Origin of the sequence: Polaribacter sejongensis, assembly GCF_038024065.1 — a bacterium.
Taxonomy (GTDB): Bacteria; Bacteroidota; Bacteroidia; order Flavobacteriales; family Flavobacteriaceae; genus Polaribacter; species Polaribacter sejongensis.
In genome coordinates this window covers 4,343,120-4,359,758 of record NZ_CP150667.1, presented here as the reverse complement: position 1 = coordinate 4,359,758, position 16,639 = coordinate 4,343,120, and the positions used below count along the sequence as shown (strand labels likewise).

The 16,639-nt window shown below is 28.7% G+C and carries 18 protein-coding genes and 1 tRNA gene; 12 read left to right on the top strand and 7 right to left on the bottom strand.

All coding sequences use genetic code 11. The features are described from left to right. Positions 1-104: 104 nt before the first annotated feature. The 3 genes from WHD08_RS17895 to WHD08_RS17885 are packed head-to-tail and all read left to right on the top strand — an operon-like array spanning position 105 to position 2,180. Positions 105-839, top strand: coding sequence for a hypothetical protein (locus tag WHD08_RS17895; RefSeq protein ID WP_165733672.1), 735 nt, complete (start codon positions 105-107; stop codon positions 837-839). After that, positions 808-1,644, top strand: a complete 837-nt coding sequence (locus WHD08_RS17890) for a DUF3822 family protein (RefSeq protein WP_208889833.1) — start codon at positions 808-810, stop codon at positions 1,642-1,644. Before WHD08_RS17895 ends, WHD08_RS17890 begins: the two co-directional genes overlap by 32 nt. Continuing rightward, a complete protein-coding gene (locus WHD08_RS17885) occupies positions 1,641-2,180 on the top strand; it encodes an RsmD family RNA methyltransferase (RefSeq protein WP_208889834.1) in 540 nt (179 codons plus the stop codon). Before WHD08_RS17890 ends, WHD08_RS17885 begins: the two co-directional genes overlap by 4 nt. Positions 2,181-2,258: 78 nt before the next feature. On the opposite strand, the gene WHD08_RS17880 is transcribed toward WHD08_RS17885, so the two are convergent. The 5 genes from WHD08_RS17880 to WHD08_RS17860 are packed head-to-tail and all read right to left on the bottom strand — an operon-like array spanning position 2,259 to position 7,333. After that, positions 2,259-3,212 carry an AAA family ATPase gene (locus WHD08_RS17880; protein ID WP_208889835.1) on the bottom strand — a complete coding sequence of 318 codons (954 nt, stop codon included), beginning with the start codon at positions 3,210-3,212 and terminating at the stop codon, positions 2,259-2,261. Further along, positions 3,212-4,594 carry a peptidylprolyl isomerase gene (locus WHD08_RS17875; RefSeq protein ID WP_165733675.1) on the bottom strand — a complete coding sequence of 461 codons (1,383 nt, stop codon included), beginning with the start codon at positions 4,592-4,594 and terminating at the stop codon, positions 3,212-3,214. Before WHD08_RS17875 ends, WHD08_RS17880 begins: the two co-directional genes overlap by 1 nt. After that, positions 4,560-5,345, bottom strand: coding sequence for a hypothetical protein (locus tag WHD08_RS17870; protein ID WP_240915495.1), 786 nt, complete (start codon positions 5,343-5,345; stop codon positions 4,560-4,562). Before WHD08_RS17870 ends, WHD08_RS17875 begins: the two co-directional genes overlap by 35 nt. A gap of 59 nt (positions 5,346-5,404) precedes the next feature. Continuing rightward, positions 5,405-7,039 (bottom strand): peptidylprolyl isomerase, encoded by a 1,635-nt coding sequence (locus tag WHD08_RS17865; protein ID WP_208889836.1) that lies wholly within the window; start codon positions 7,037-7,039, stop codon positions 5,405-5,407. A gap of 12 nt (positions 7,040-7,051) precedes the next feature. Beyond that, the gene (locus WHD08_RS17860; RefSeq protein ID WP_165733678.1) at positions 7,052-7,333 is read right to left on the bottom strand and encodes a DUF493 family protein; all 282 of its coding nucleotides are present in this window, start codon (positions 7,331-7,333) and stop codon (positions 7,052-7,054) included. Positions 7,334-7,429: 96 nt separating this feature from the next. Here WHD08_RS17860 and WHD08_RS17855 point away from each other — a divergent pair, with 96 nt between their 5' ends. From WHD08_RS17855 to WHD08_RS17835, 5 genes are all read left to right on the top strand, one after another. Next, on the top strand, positions 7,430-7,972 hold the full coding sequence (locus WHD08_RS17855; RefSeq protein WP_208889837.1) for an AAA family ATPase: 543 nt from the start codon (positions 7,430-7,432) through the stop codon (positions 7,970-7,972). Further along, the gene (locus WHD08_RS17850; RefSeq protein ID WP_244183284.1) at positions 7,969-9,861 is read left to right on the top strand and encodes a RecQ family ATP-dependent DNA helicase; all 1,893 of its coding nucleotides are present in this window, start codon (positions 7,969-7,971) and stop codon (positions 9,859-9,861) included. The genes WHD08_RS17855 and WHD08_RS17850 overlap by 4 nt, the downstream gene beginning before the upstream one ends. A gap of 2 nt (positions 9,862-9,863) precedes the next feature. Continuing rightward, positions 9,864-10,814 carry a methionyl-tRNA formyltransferase gene (fmt, locus tag WHD08_RS17845; protein WP_208889838.1) on the top strand — a complete coding sequence of 317 codons (951 nt, stop codon included), beginning with the start codon at positions 9,864-9,866 and terminating at the stop codon, positions 10,812-10,814. Between the two features lie 186 nt (positions 10,815-11,000). Continuing rightward, positions 11,001-11,273, top strand: a complete 273-nt coding sequence (locus WHD08_RS17840; RefSeq protein WP_068449845.1) for an HU family DNA-binding protein — start codon at positions 11,001-11,003, stop codon at positions 11,271-11,273. A 92-nt stretch (positions 11,274-11,365) separates the two neighbouring features. Next, on the top strand, positions 11,366-11,923 hold the full coding sequence (locus tag WHD08_RS17835) for a YqgE/AlgH family protein (protein ID WP_165733705.1): 558 nt from the start codon (positions 11,366-11,368) through the stop codon (positions 11,921-11,923). Here WHD08_RS17835 and WHD08_RS17830 read toward each other — a convergent pair. Both WHD08_RS17830 and WHD08_RS17825 read right to left on the bottom strand, forming a co-directional pair. Further along, positions 11,920-12,753, bottom strand: a complete 834-nt coding sequence (locus tag WHD08_RS17830) for an aminotransferase class IV (protein ID WP_208889839.1) — start codon at positions 12,751-12,753, stop codon at positions 11,920-11,922. The genes WHD08_RS17835 and WHD08_RS17830 overlap by 4 nt on opposite strands. 163 nt (positions 12,754-12,916) lie before the next feature. Next, a complete protein-coding gene (locus WHD08_RS17825) occupies positions 12,917-13,300 on the bottom strand; it encodes an START-like domain-containing protein (protein ID WP_165733681.1) in 384 nt (127 codons plus the stop codon). 108 nt (positions 13,301-13,408) lie between these two features. On the opposite strand from WHD08_RS17825, the gene WHD08_RS17820 reads away from it, so the two are divergent. From WHD08_RS17820 to WHD08_RS17805, 4 genes are all read left to right on the top strand, one after another. Further along, positions 13,409-13,482 (top strand) — tRNA-Met (locus WHD08_RS17820). A 612-nt stretch (positions 13,483-14,094) separates the two neighbouring features. Then, positions 14,095-15,012 (top strand): helix-turn-helix domain-containing protein, encoded by a 918-nt coding sequence (locus tag WHD08_RS17815; RefSeq protein ID WP_208889840.1) that lies wholly within the window; start codon positions 14,095-14,097, stop codon positions 15,010-15,012. Positions 15,013-15,220: 208 nt separating this feature from the next. Next, positions 15,221-16,051, top strand: a complete 831-nt coding sequence (locus WHD08_RS17810) for an RteC domain-containing protein (protein ID WP_208889841.1) — start codon at positions 15,221-15,223, stop codon at positions 16,049-16,051. Positions 16,052-16,353: 302 nt separating this feature from the next. Then, on the top strand, positions 16,354-16,638 hold the full coding sequence (locus tag WHD08_RS17805) for a helix-turn-helix domain-containing protein (RefSeq protein ID WP_208889842.1): 285 nt from the start codon (positions 16,354-16,356) through the stop codon (positions 16,636-16,638). Position 16,639: the final 1 nt, after the last annotated feature.

The window sequence follows — 16,639 nt, the reverse complement described above, 5'->3', positions numbered from 1 at the left end:
TAAAAATTAATACAACAAAGATACATTGATTTGTAAATAAAAGTTTTTATCATAAAAAAAAAATTGTAGATTTGCCTTAGGACTATTAAAAAAAATACTTAACAATGGGATTACTTGGAATGATTTTGGCAGCTGTTTTAGTTGCAATATTACTAGCTTTTATTATAGTTAAATTTTTACCATTAAAACTAAGGTGGATTGCCTCTATATTACTTTTGGCATTAACCGCTTTTTTAGTTTCTAAAATATACTACGGTATTATGGAGCCAATTATTTTTAACAAAACCAAAGTTGTTAAGTACAGCAAAGTTGTTGATAAATTAAAAATAATTAGAGATGCAGAAGTTAAACATTTTGAAGTAACAGGAGCATACACTAAAGACAAAAATGCTTTATTGAAATTTATTGACACTGCTAGATTAGCTTTAACAGAAACAAAAACTGTTGTTGAAAAAGAAGATAGAGGTGGTGGAATTATCATTGATGTAGAAAAAAAGAAAGTAGATACTATCGGTTACGAGCCAGTTTCTAAATACTTTAAAGGTAAAAACTACAAAGAGATGTTTAAAGTACCTGGTGTAGACGGAAAAGAGTTTGATATTGAAGTAGGAACAGTAGAAAAAGTACCTGGAATGGTGGTACCAACTTTCTATGTAAAAACAGATAAAAAAGACATTTTAAAAGGAATGAATGAATCTCTTTTAAAACAAGAATTAGAGCAAGTAGCTACAGATCAAATTAAAGGGGAATATGTTTCTGTAGGTTCTTTAGACGAAGTTTCAACTGGTGGTAACTGGCCTCCTGCTTATGATAAAAAAGATCGTGATCAAGAAGAATAGTAGAAATACTGTAACACACTCAAAAGATACAAAGTTATCCATCCAATTTAATTTGGATGGATTTTCTTTTTGTATCATAAACAATACTACAAAAGAAACTAATTACTTTTCTGAATATGTTTTTAAAGAAAAACAATTAACTCCAGAGAACCTATTAAAGAAAATAGAAGAAATATTTAAAACAGATATACACTTACAAAAAGATTTTTCTTCTGTTTTAGTTATTCATCAAAACAATTTATTTTCATTAGTACCTAATCAATATTTTTCTGAAGACGTACTTTCTGAATATCTTAACTTTAATATTAAAACATTAGCTACAGATTTTATTGCATATGATGACATAGAAAGCATCAATGCAAAAAATGTATATGTGCCTTATGTAAATATTAATAATTACTTATTTCAAAATTTTGGAGAGTTTGAATACCAACATCATTTAACTATTTTAATTGAAAAATTAATTTCAGCTAATAATTCTGATGATAAAAAGGTATTTGTAAATGTTTCTAAAGAAAATTACGACATTGTTGTACTAGAAAATAAACAATTGCAATTTTCAAATTCATTTAATTTTCAAACAAAAGAAGATTTTATCTATTATATCTTATTTACATTCGAACAATTAAAGTTAGATGTAGAGAAAATAGGTTTATTTTTTATGGGAGATATTGAGCCAGAATCTGAAATTTACAAAATAACGTATCAATACATTAGAAATGTTTCCTTTTTAGAAAGCAATAACAAAATTTTTAATGAATTAGATGCTTCTAAACATTCTAATTATATACTTTTAAATTCATGAGAATAATTTCTGGAAAACACAAAAGTAGACGTTTATCAGCGCCTAAGAACTTACCTGTTCGCCCTACAACAGATATGGCAAAAGAATCGTTGTTTAACATATTAAACAACACATATTTCTTTGATAGTATTGCTGTAATTGATCTTTTTTCTGGTACAGGAAATATTAGTTACGAATTTGGTTCTAGAGGAACTAAAGACATTTACGCTATAGATGCACACTTTGGATGTATAAAATACATCAACGAAACAGCTAAAGTTTTAGACCTACCAATAAATACTTTTAAAAGTGATGTTTACAAGTTTTTAGAAAAGACTTCTTTACAAGCAGATGTTATTTTTGCTGATCCACCTTACGATTTTGAAGAAGAACAATTTTTAAAAATAGTAGATTTAGTTTTTACTAGAAAACTACTAAAGGAAGAAGGTGTTTTAATTGTTGAACACTCTAAACATACAGACCTTTCTAAACATGAAAACCACAGCTATGATAAGCGATACGGAGGAAATGTATTTAGTTTCTTTGAAAACGAATAATTCTCATCAATTAAAAGTTTACTCATAAAAAAACACGGCAAATGCCGTGTTTTTTTATGTTTGAAAAATATAATATATCTACAAAAGAGACTTTATAATATCTGCAACCGTAATTCCCTCTGCCTCTGCTTTGTAATTTTTTACAATTCTGTGCGATAAAATAGGGATTGCCACTGCTTTCACATTCTCTATATCCGGAGAAAACTTTCCATTTACAGCTGCATGTGCTTTTGCTGCTAAGATTAAGTTTTGAGAAGCTCTTGGTCCTGCACCCCAATCTAAGTAAGATTTTACTAAATCTGTTGCTTCTTTAGATTTTGGTCTTGTTTTACCAACTAAACCAACTGCATATTCTATAACATTATCTGCAACAGGAATTTTACGTATTAGTTTTTGAATTTCAACAATTTCTTCCGCAGAAAATAATGGATTTATAGTGGCATTTTTATTGCCTGTTGTACTTTTTACAACTGCTACTTCTTCTTCAAATGAAGGATATTCTAAATAAATAGAAAACATAAATCGATCTAATTGAGCTTCTGGTAAAGGATAAGTTCCTTCTTGTTCAATTGGGTTTTGTGTTGCTAATACAAAGAATGGTAAATCTAATTTATAATGATTTCCAGAAACCGTTACAGAACGCTCTTGCATTGCCTCTAATAAAGCTGCCTGCGTTTTTGGTGGAGTTCTGTTAATTTCATCAGCAAGAATAATATTAGAGAAAATAGGGCCTTTAATAAATTTAAAATGCCTGTTTTCGTCTAAAATTTCACTCCCTAAAATGTCGGAAGGCATTAAATCTGGTGTAAACTGAATTCTTTTAAACCCCAATCCTAAAGCATCTGACACTGTATTTACTAATAAAGTTTTAGCCAAACCAGGCACTCCAACTAATAATGAGTGACCTCCGCAAAAAATAGATAGTAAAGTAAAGTTAACAGCTTCATGCTGACCAATAATTACTTTACCTATTTCTGTTTTTAGCGCGTTGTATTTGTCTACTAAATCTTTTACAGCTTTAACGTCAGACATTATTTATTTACTGCTTTTTTCCAATTCTTATCAAACGTACATTTACTATGTGTAGGCCCAATGTTAATGTAAGTATCTTTTATTTTTTCTTTAGACCATTTTGTAATGGTTTCTTCTTTCTTTTTCTGAAGTGCTAATTGCTGTACTTTAACGTAATCATCAATAATATTTGCAACATGCGTATCTGTTCTACCTTTCATTAAAATGAATTTAAACATTTTATCTCCAGATCTTTCTTCATCATAAAAAGGGTCTGTCATTTCACCTTTTTTAAGATCACTAACTCTTGCATAAAAAGCAGGATCCATTCTTGTTAAATCGAATTTAGATTCTCCTGTAGATGGGTTAATAATAAGTCCACCACTATTTCTAGTGTCTTCGTCATCAGAATATTTTTTAACAGCTTCCTCAAAAGTTAAAGCTCCTTCTCTAATTTTTTGAACAATACTATCTGCTTTTACTTTAAGTTCATTCATTTTAGAATCCGGAACTTCTGGTTGCATTAAAATATGAGAAGCAACTCTTGTATTTCCTTTAACGGCATGCAATTGCATAATATGATAACCAAATTCTGACTTAAATGGTTTAGAAACTTGACCAATATCTAAAGTAAAAGCCATTTCTTTAAATTCTTTAATAAAAGCAGATTCTTTTGTTACCGAATATTCACCACCATTAGTAGTAACTCCTGGATCATCAGAATTAATAATCGCTTTCATTCTAAAGTTAGAACCGTCTTCTATTTCTTTTTTTAGTTCATTAAGTTTATTAATAACTCTCTCTACCTCTTGTTTTGTAGGCACTGCTGTTAAAACTATTTGAGCTAATTCTATTTCTGCAGGAAACTGAGGTAATTCCTCTTTTTCTTTTAATCCATTAAAATACAAACGAACTTCTTCTGGAGTAACATCTATTTTTTCAGTAATCTTTAATTGCTCTTTTTCAATTAAAAGGTTTTCTGTTTGAACCGTTGTTAATTCCTTTTTTAAATCTTCTAAATCATTAAAACCATACGCTTTAATTACTTTATCTACATCACCGTATTGTTGTGTAAAATACTGGATACTTCTCTCTACTTTTTCTGAAATTTCTGCATCTGAAACGGTAACACTATCTACAACTGCGTGATGTGCCATTAATTTCTGTTGCATTAATTCTTCTAGCATTTCGCAGTCTGTAATTTGCACTTTACCTTCGCTTCTTACTTCTACTTCTTGCTTAAATTTAGCAATATCAGAATCTAAAACAATGTTTTTACCAATGACAACGGCTACACCATCTATTTTTACTTTTTGCGCCGAAGTTTGCAGTCCTAAAAAGCATAAGAATAATGCAAAAATTGATGATTTAATATATTTTAAAATTGTTGTTCTGTGTTGCATCTTTTACTATTATTTTTTCTATCTCTCTTAATAATTCAATTTTACGTTTATGTAAAATCATTTGTTCTATGGTTGGTGTAATATAACTTAATGGCGCAATAGAATTACGCTCTAACACGTCGTTTATAGCCACCAAATATAAACCTATTGAGTCTTGTTTTTCGATGAATTTTGTTTTTTTTAACAGTTTATCCTTGGAAAAAGGAAGTTTTAACAAAATGTTATCTAATTGAGTCCAAACAGAGTCGTTAAATTGATGTGATTTAAAACTCAACTCTTGTTTTTCTAATTTTTCTAAATCAGTAATATCATCCGATTTAAAAAGTTTTAAAATATTCTTTTTATCTTTAATGTTATTATCTACATGAAGGTACCTTATTTTAACTAGCTCTTCATTTAGTTTAAAATTCTCCTTATTCAACATATAATATTCCGCTAATTCCTCTTCAGAAATAACAGTATCTAATTGTTGTTTTACAAGTTGTTCTTTAAAATTATTAATTAATAGACTTTCTTTATAATCTTTTACTAGATTGTCTATTTGGTTTACCGTTTCTAAAGAAATATTATTCTTTGCTTTTTCTAGCAAGAGTCTTTTAATTGCCCAATTTTGAATATAGCTTTTTACCAACACTAAGCTATCTACATTACTTATATTTTTAGGTAATACATTTGCTAAGTCTTCTTTAAAAAGTTTTTCCGCATTAACAGAAGCCACAACTTCTGAGGTGTTAACTTCTTTTTCTTTCATTGTAAAAAATTCACAAGAAGAAAATAGCACTACACAAAATAGGGAAAGAATATATTTCATTATTTATTTTCGTAAAATTTAATTAACTTTTTTAATTCCTTTTTGCTCACTTTAACTTTACTTTTCTTTCTTAAAGCTGCAATCCAATTTTTGTCTAAAAAGTTTTGATAATCATTAATCACCTGTCCTTTTATACTGTCTAAATCGGTTGTTGTATAAGTATCCTCTTGGCTCTTAAAGAACTTTTGCAAGCCAATTGAATCGTTAGAAGACTTTGTCCAAATTTTTTCTTGCATCAATTCAAAAAGTAACAAACCATCTTCATACTCTTTTAAAGTATATGCATATTCTGGTTCTGTATAAATTAAATTCTCTTTATAATAGGTAAGAATTTGATCATCTTTAAACATTTCAAAAAGTTTAAAAACAGCTAAATGCCTTCTATTTCTAATATAGTTTATAAAAGTTTCTTGTGTAATATTTTTATCATTTATACTAATAATAGTATGCTGTAATGAATCTTTTGGAATTGCTCTTAGATTTTTACGATCTAAAATCTTTTTAGCTTCCTCATATTCTATAATTGTGTACTCTTTTTTTAATTTATTTACAACTGCATCTTCAGACAACTGCATTCTAGAACTCTTTTTTATTTTTTCTTTTAATTCAACTTTCATTTCATCAAAAGATTTAATAGGATGTTTTTTTAACAATTGTACAATATGCCAACCAAACTGACTTCTAAATGGTTTAGAAAAATCTGATACGTTTTCTAAGGCAAAAGCTGCATCATCAAATGATTTTACCATTCTTCCTGCTCCAAATTTACCTAGCTTACCTCCATTATTTTTAGAACCTGGATCTTCTGAGTATTTTTTTGCCAAATCGTCAAAACTTTCTTTATTATTTAATTTAGCATAAATACTATCTATCTTCATTTTACCAACAGCAGTGGTGTCTCTTATTAAAATATGTGCCGCTTCAATTTCTCCTTTAGATTCTTTTATATCATCAACTTGCATAATATGATATCCAAATTGTGTTTTAAATGGCATAGAAATTTCACCAACCTTAGTCGAATACGCAGCAACCTCAAAAGGATACACCATATTAAAAGCAGAGAAATATCCTAAACTACCACCATTCCCTTTTCTTCCTGTTTTAGGATCATCTTGAGCAGATCTATCTTCTGAATATTGTGCTGCTAATGCTTCAAACTTTTCACCTTTTATAATTCTTTCTCTTAATTCTAAGATTTTATTATAAACCATTAAGGTATCTTTTGGTGATGCTTCTCTTGGCAATCTCATTAAAATATGTTTTGCCTTTACCTGATTTTTAGTTCTAAAATAAGCGTCTTTTACCAATTGATCTATAAAAGTAGTATCTTGTAAATAAGGTGCAGAAAGCTGGTTTTTATAAGATTCCATTTCTCTTTTATAAGAAGGCAACGTATCTAAATTAATGGCATAAGCTTCTTTTACTTTAAGCTTATAATTAATATATAAATCTAAATTGTTAGTAATACTTTTAGCCTCTTCATTATCTATAGCATCTAAATTCTTTTCATACACTCTTTTAAATTCAGAAACAGTTGTTTTTTCTCCATCTATTGTAATTAACGTTTTCTCTTTCTTTTGCGAGAAGACAGACATAGAGGCACCTAAAACAAATAATAAAACTATTTTTTTCATAAAATGACTTAATTATAATGATATGATTCCTTTAATTTTTTCAGCTTTTAAATAATAAGAAATTACTTTATCTGAACTTTCTATCTTTAATACGATAGAAACGCTCACATATTTCCCTGTCTTAGATTTTTTTGTATTAATTACTGCTCCAGAATCGTTAAATAAATCTTCTACTTCCTGTACCTGATTGCCATCTGTTGGTACAATAAATTTATACATATAATCTGCCGGAAACTTTGTAGTATCGTCTAATTGACTCTTTAACTTTTTATAAAATTCTTTTTTATCACTCATAAAAACACTTTCTTAAATCTAAATTAATTATAAACAACAAGACACAAAATTACATTAAAAATTAGTTTTATAAAGAGATTCATTTATTTTTGTGAAATGCAGCAAAAAATAGTCTTAATAGGTGGACCTGGAACAGGAAAAACTTCCGTTATAAATGAGTTAACAAATAGAGGGTGTTTTTGTATGCCCGAAATTTCTAGAGAAGTAACCTTAGAAGCTCAAAAAAAAGGAATCGATCAATTGTTTTTAACAGAACCTTTATTATTTAGCAAAATGCTTTTAGAAGGCAGAGAAAAACAATTTTTAGAAGCGAATAAAAGCGAGCAAGAAGTTGTTTTTTTTGATAGAGGAATCCCTGATGTTCATGCATATATGGATTATTTTAAAACCGACTATCCAGCAACATTTTTCGAAAAATGTAATCTTTATAAATATACTAAAATTTTTCATTTCTCTCCTTGGAAAGACATTCACATCACTGATAACGAGCGCTATGAATCCTTTGAAGAAACCACCGAAATAGACCGATTTTTAATGAAATCTTATACTGATTTAGGATACGCAATAATTAATGTCCCTTTTGGCTCTTTAAAAGAAAGAACAGATTTTGTTATAAATTCGCTTGCTTGCGAATTATGATTTCGCCAAAAGAAATATTAAAAAAATATTGGGGCTTTTCTGAATTCAGACCCCAACAAGAAGAAATAATTACAGCATCTTTAGATCAAAAAGATGTCATTGCATTACTGCCAACAGGTGGCGGAAAATCTATCTGCTTTCAAATTCCGGCTTTGGCACAAGAAGGTGTCTGTTTGGTTATTTCACCTTTAATTGCTTTAATGCAAGATCAGGTAGAAAACTTAACTCAGAAAGGAATAAAAGCCACAACTATTAAATCGGGTTCTACACAAGATGAAATGATAACATTGTTTGACAATGTTAAATTTGGAGGCATAAAATTCTTATATCTTTCTCCAGAAAGGTTGCAATCTTACTTTATTCAACAGAAAATAAAAGAATTAAACGTTAATTTAATCGCTATTGATGAAGCACATTGTATTTCTGAATGGGGACATGATTTTAGACCTTCATACAGAAACATCAATATATTAAGAGAATTAAAACCAGATATTCCTTTTATCGCTTTAACAGCGACTGCAAACCAAAAAGTTCTTGGTGATATTGAAAAAAACCTTGAATTAAAAGAACCACAGCTTTTTAAAAAATCTTTTTATAGAGAAAATTTAGCCTATCAAATATTTACGATTGAAGATAAATTACAACGTTTACTTCAGATATTTACAAAAACAAAAACTCCAGCGATTGTTTATGTTAATTCTAGAAAAAAAACAGCTCAGATTGCCGCATTTTTAAATGCAAATAATTTTAAAAGTTCTTTTTACCATGCTGGATTATCATCCGTAGAAAAAAATATTTCTTTTGAAAATTGGATGACCGAAAAAACTCCCATAATAGTGGCTACAAATGCCTTCGGAATGGGAATTGACAAAGCAAACGTTGGTTTGGTTATTCATTTAGACTTGCCTACAAGCATCGAAAATTATGTACAAGAAACTGGTAGAGCTGGTAGAAGTGGTAAAAAATCGTTTGCCGTTTTGTTATATAACAAAAGTGATGTTTTATTATTTAAAGAACGTTTAGCAAAAACATTATTAAGCATCTCTGAAATTAAAGAAATCCACAGAAAATTATATCAATATTTTAGAATTTCTTTGGGCGAATTAAGCGAAGAATCTTATTCTTTTAATCTTTTAGAATTTTCTAAAAAGTATAATTATTCCGTATTAAAAGTAGATACTGCTCTTAAAATATTAGCTAATAACGGAATTATAGAAATTAGTAATCAGTATAACAAAAAATCTACGTTGCAATTTATTGTGAACAGTAAAACGGTTTTAAATTATTTGGATAAAAATCCTATAATTAAAAATTTTACCAATTCTATATTAAGAACCTATGCTGGTTTATTTGAGGAAGAAGTTAAGATTGATGAATTTTTTATCGCTAAAAAATCTGGTTTAACTACCAATCTTGTTTTAGCAAATTTTGAACGTTTAGAAAAAGACAATATTATAGCTTATAAGCCCGTGAAAAATGATGCAGAACTCCTATTTTTAGTACCACGAGAAGATGATTATACTATAAATAGGTCTTCTAGAGAAATGAAGCAATTCATCCATCAGAAAAAACAAAAATCCGAAGATTTAATTGCTTTTATAAATAACAATTCAGTTTGTAGAAGTAACCAGGTATTAAGTTATTTTGATGAAATAAAAACCGAAAAATGTGGTATTTGCGATGTTTGTATTTCAGAAAACAGAAAGCCAACCAAAAATTTAGCATCAGAAATAATACTACTTTTAAAGAATAAGCAAGTTTTATCATCCCAAGAAATTAGTGCTTCTTTAGTAGCGGATGAAAAAGACATTTTAATACATTTGCGACAACTATTAACAGATGATAAAATAAAAATTAATCATCAGAATAAATACCAATTAATCCACTAATTATGAAAGATATGCGTATTGTTTTTATGGGAACTCCAGATTTTGCTGTTACTATTTTAAAGCATTTGGTAGAAAATGATTATAATGTAGTTGGTGTTATTACAGCTGCAGACAAACCCGCAGGAAGAGGACGAAAGTTAAATGAATCTGCAGTAAAAAAATATGCAACTTCGGTAAATTTACCAATTTTGCAACCTACCAATTTAAAAAATGAAGATTTTAATACAGAATTAAAAAGTTTAAATGCCGATGTACAAATTGTAGTCGCTTTTAGAATGTTACCAAAAATAGTTTGGCAAATACCTAAATATGGTACGTTTAACTTACACGCTTCTTTATTACCAGAATATAGAGGTGCAGCGCCCATACATTGGGCAATTATAAATGGAGAAACTAAAACAGGTGTAACTACTTTTTTTATTGATGATAAAATTGATACTGGAGAAATCATCTTACAAGAAGAAATAGCGGTTTCAGAAACAGAAACAGTTGGTACGTTGCATGATAAATTAATGTTTTTAGGAGCCGATTTAGTTGGTAAGACCATAGACCTAATTGCTACGGAAAAAGTAACCACGACAAAACAACCAGATTTAGAAGAAAAATCTGCTTCTAAATTGAATCCTGAAAATTGTAGAATAGATTGGACAGATTCTTTAGACAACATCTATAATAAAATTAGAGGTTTAAACCCTTTTCCGGCAGCTTGGACTATCATTAAAAATGAAGAAGAAGAAATAACTGCTAAAATCTATGCCATTAGAAAAGAAATTTTAGAAGAAGCTCATGCTTTTGAAATTGGTGAAATAATTGCCACCAAAAAAGAATTAAAAGTAGCTGTTCATGGCGGTTTCATTATTATTGATGAAATAAAACTATCTGGAAAGAAAAAAATGGATGCAAAAAGTTTACTAAATGGCTATAATTTTTCTTCTGAAGCGAATGTCTTCTAAAGCCTTTATCTGTAAGGTTTTTACAGATTTCCGTTATTTCCAACTACCTTTATTAACAATTTACACATATTTATTAACAAAAAGGTGCTTTTTATGCACTCAAATTTGCGTAAACCCTTAATCCATCTATATTTGTTAAGCTATTAAGCAAAAAATATACAATTAATTTTAAAAAATTTATTTATTATGAACAAGTCAGATTTAATCGATGCAATGGCTGCTGATGCAGGAATTTCTAAAGTAGCAGCTAAAGCGGCATTAGAATCTTTTACAGACAATGTAACTTCTGCTTTAAAAGGTGGTGATAAAGTTGCATTAGTTGGTTTCGGTACATTCTCTGTTTCTAACAGAGCTGCTAGAACTGGTAGAAATCCTCAAACAGGAAAAACTATTGAAATTGCTGCTAAAAACGTAGCTAAATTTAAAGCTGGAGCTGGTTTAAGCGACGCTGTAAACTAAAACATATAGTTTTAAAGTATATAAAAAGCTCTCTTTTTTAAGAGGGCTTTTTTTTATGAAAATTTTTATTATATTTAACATAACTATTTTAAATCAAAAATTTGAAACTAAATAAAGGTAAATTATTAATTGCAGAACCAGCTATTTTAAACGATAGCGCCTTTAATAGAACTATAGTCTTATTAACAGAACACACTTCTAGTAATTCTGTTGGCTTCATCTTAAATAGACCTTTAGAGTATACTATTAATGATTTGTTGCCAGAAATTGATTGTAATTTCCCTGTATATCAAGGTGGTCCTGTAGAACAAGATAACTTGTACTTTGTACATAAAGTACCACAACTACTCCCAGATAGTATAGAAGTTGCTAACGGAATATTTTGGGGAGGAAGTTTTGAGTGTTTAAAGGATTTATTAAACACAGACACCTTAAAAGCATCTGATATTCGTTTTTTCTTAGGATATTCTGGTTGGGGCAAAGAACAACTAGACCAAGAAATGAATCAAAATTCATGGTTTGTAGGTGATAATGATTTCGAAAATATTTTTTCCATGGACGATGAAAGTCTATGGAAAAATAAATTACTACAAAAAGGAGGCAATTATAAGCTTTGGGCAAATGCCCCCAGTGATTTTAATTTAAATTAAACACCCGTAATTTGTAATACTTTTAAATTACCTGCTATTTTCTTTCCAATCTCTGTAGTAAATACTTTTTTCTTATACCCAGTAACTGGTTGTACTCCAATAATTGCATTTGTAATAAATACTTCGTCTGCTTTTTGTATTTCAAAAGGTGATATTGAAGTCTCCTCTAGCGTAAAATCTTTGTTTTTAGATAAAATCTCAATTACCTTATTACGGGCAATTCCTTTTATACAACCTTCAGTTAATGCTGGCGTTTTAATAACATTTCCTTTAATTACAAATATATTTCCATTAGTAACTTCTACTACTCCCTTTTTTTCATTTAATAAAATGCAATTGTCTAACTCATTTTCTTCTGCAAAAATACTAGCTAAAGTATTCAACATTCTATTATTGGTTTTTATGGTTGATAAAAGCCCCGAATAATTATAAAAATCTTTATAAACATCTAAAGAATAAGAGTCCTTTATCTGATAAGAACTTTCTGCAGCTTCTATAGTGTAATCTATTTTATTAGTTTTAGGTGTATACAAACCACCATCTTTTCTAAAAACATTTAATCGGACTCTATATGTAGCGTCGTCTCCTTGTGCAGCAACCGTTTTTAAAATTTCTTTTTCTAGAAACTCTAACGTAAACTCCATAGGAATTTTCATACGTAACATTCTCATAGAGGCCATTAATCTAAAATAATGATCTTCCCAAAAAACCACTTTTTTATGCATCACTTTTACAGTTTCAAAAATGGCGTCACCATATTTAAAAGCTCTATTTTCTGATGATAATTTTATATTTTCTGGATCTATTAACGCTCCATTAAAGTTAATCATAAATACATTTTTTTAGAGTTGCAAAATTAATGCTTTTTAAAATATTTTAGCATAAAAAAACTCAACAATAATGTTGAGTTTTATATTTTAATAATATGTGTTAAACCACAAAGAATACAAAGTATTTAACTGAATAATACTGTTGCAAAAGAAAGGCTAAAACTTAAGCACCAATAGTGTGTCTTAATTCATCAATTTGATTTTCCCATAGTTGCTTAGACTCCTCTACTTCATCTTCATCATCTGCAAAATCTGTAATAATTAAAGAAACGTCTTTAGTTAATGCATCAACTTGAATCTTAATTTCAAAATAACTATCATCTCCCTCACTCTCTACCCATTTAAAACGGATTCTATCATCTGTTTTTTTGGTGATCAATTCTGCAATTTCTTCTTCTCCTTCCCAAGTAAAGCTATATTCTTTACCTCTAGAGTTTACCTTATCTGCAAACCACTCTTGTAAATTAGAAGGTGATGAGATGTACTGATACAACATGTGAGGCGATGCGTGAATAGCTATTTCTAGTTCGAATTTTATTTTATCCATTATTATTTTCTTAGGTTGACAAGATAGTTATTAATTCTTTTTAAAAAAAATTTAAAACAGTTCTTGCCAGTTCGTAAAATTCTACTATATTTGCAGCCTCAAAACAATGGCGAGGTAGCTCAGTTGGTTAGAGCGCAGGATTCATAACCCTGAGGTCACGGGTTCAAATCCCGTTCTCGCTACAAGTATAGTACAGAAAGTCAAGATTTATATCTTGGCTTTTTTTGTTTAGGTACAACATAGGTACAACAAATTGATTTTTTTTATTCTTTACCTCAAAACAACACATATTCCGTTAAAAATTATTAATTGCTGTAATTAGTACTTTAAATAAAGAGAACATTATGCTTTTCTCAATATCAACGTCCTTTTAAAGCCAATAAAACATCTTCAGATTTGAGAACTTCTTAAATGGATAATTTTTTTAACCGAAGCACTTCAAAAATAAAAACCTAATTAATTGCTTGTTCTGTTATAAAAATAACATCCGTCTGACGAATACAAAACTTCACATATTCTAAAATCCTTTTCTTTGTTTTTTTATTGTCATTGATAAACGCTATATTTATAGAGTAAAAGCAAACTCCTAAAACTTATTCTTCAAACTCTTACAATTTGTAAAACTATTGAAGAAGTAGATCCTCTCCCAAAAAACTGAAACAAATACTAACATTACCCATTTCCTGAAAATGCTAATATTAGTTTTGAATATAAAATTGAAAATCTATTAAAAAAAATAGTGCAATAGGTTCGGGAAATCTAAAGTTACTTGTACAAAAGATTAAAAAAAAATAATGTTTGGAACTTCAATACATTGGACAACATTCTTCTATTTATTAATAGATACAGCCATCGTTTTGTATTTACTTTACGTATCCTTCAAGAAAACACACAGTAGCTTAAAACATTTTATTTATCTTGGTTTTTCAATTATAGCTTATAATATTACTGGAGGTTTTCTTCCTATAGTTAATTTCCCAGGTCCTTTAATTATTCAATACATCATTACTTATAGCGTAGCAATTTTCTTATGCCTGTATATCATTTATTACCTTTATAAAGAATATGATATTGTCGTATTGAAATACAATTTAACTCTAAAAAAAGTTATTTTAATTACTAGCTTTGGTTTTATTCTGTTATTTTTATTCCCCTATTTTATTAGCGGTTCATTAAATCTTTCTAGATATCTTTTTACAATTCCTATTTCTATTTTTGCTTTTGTATTTCTCATTATTTTCTATAGAAACATTTCTAAACCTTCCAACTCTAATACTTTTATTTTAAGAAGAAATAAACTTTCTACGTTAAGCCTTGCAAGTATAGCCTTACTACCTGTTTTCACAATCATTGGAGACTACCAATGGATAACATTTACGTTAATGAATACTGCCTTTTATGCTATAACGATCATGGAAATAGATCGGTATTTATTTTTTATTAAAAACAATACCAGAATGTTTGAAATCTTTGCTCTAAAGAAAAAACAACGGGATGATTTCGTAAAACAAAAAATAATATATGAAGATTTAACGAGAAGGGAAATTGAAATTACGTTATCTATTCTGAGTGAATTAAATTATAAAAACATTGCTAAAGAGTTGTTTATCGCAGAAAGTACGGTATCAAAACATGCTTCCAATATTTTTAAAAAAACTGGTGTAAAAAACAGAAGTGAATTCTTAAAACGTTTTTTAAATAAGCAGAAATAACTACTTATACTATTAGTATTTTTTATTGTCAAAAGATGAAATCTGTATAAAAATACGGAATATTCCGTAAAGATATACGGATAGAAAACCTAGACTATCTCTATAATAATGCTATTTTAGAGTTCTATTTATAAGATTGTAAATACATGTAAAACTATTTCCATTTCAATTTTTCATATCATCATTTCCAAACATAAAAAAGACTATTATGAATTCATTATCACCAACATCTAATTTTATAAAGGAATTGAATGAAATAAAAATTCAAAATTCAGACATCTTACAAAGAGCTCTTTGTTCTATCAAAATTTGTAGTAATTTATTAAGTTTTTATAAAAAGAAAATACTCGTTAAAAAATTTCAAACAATACAAGAAGAAATAGAGTTCTTTAAAAAGACTAAGCAAATCCCTCTTATTCAACTTATTTACTTTTCAGAAATTCGGTCTTTTGAAATTCAATTTCCTAAAGCTGATAAGAGTGAACAATTAAAATTTATAAAGAAGAAAATTAGTCAACTTAACCAATTCTTTCTTTTCAATCTTGATTTTGGACGTTATGTGGATTCCGGTGCCACTCATTTTGACAAAGAATATTACACCAGAGAATACCTGGGAAAATGTCATATTACCACCTCAAATTTTTATTTTCAAGATCCTGATTTTTGCACACCAAGAGATATGCTTTTAGGTAAATATAAGGCGTACGATTCTTTAGTTACTTATCTCGATAAGAAAAAATATATCATTAAAAATAATCTAAATGAAACTCATGCTATTATAAAAGCTAAAATACATTGGCCATTTAATAACACAAATTGTGTAGAATTACTTTATGCACTATACGTAAAAGGTTTAGGTAGAGAAAATAATATGACTATTATAAAAGTATCAGAACATCTTCAGCAAGTATTTGATATTACACCTAAAGATATCTACAAAACCTATCAGGATATCAAAAACCGGAAGAATAGTAGGACATTATTTCTTGATGAACTCTCAACAGGAATAATATCTGAAATGAATAAAAGTGAAGAATAAGTGTATCTATATTACTAAATTCCAACCTCTAAAAAAGAACGTTATACGGTCGACCTAGGGTCATCTCCTTTTTCCACCACTTTTCATTTTAGTTGTACTCTTTTGGTAGTGAAAATTAAAATAACAACACTCAAATATACCCAAAACACTTCAAATTTCAAAATGTTAAATTTTAACCGTATACGGTCTTCATGGAGAAGGAAATCCAATAAAACTGCACAATTTTGTAGAACGAAAGTTAAATCAAGTCAGGGACTGCCAAATTCATGGATAGCAGTCCCTTTCTCTAAAACCACAACCTCATGCCTACAAGTATTATTACCACAGACGATCTTCTAGAGTTCAAACTGGAATTACTAGATGATATTAAAAACCTTTTAGTAAAACAATCTAAAGGAAAACTAAAAAAATACCTAAAATCATCTGAAATTATGGATTTACTACAAATAAGTCCTGGTACACTTCAGAATCTCCGTATAAATGGGACTTTACCTTACACCAAAATAGGAGGAATTATCTTCTATGAGGCAGAAGAAATTCAAAGTGTTATGACTGCAAACCGTATGCATCACATGATAAATTCTTAGG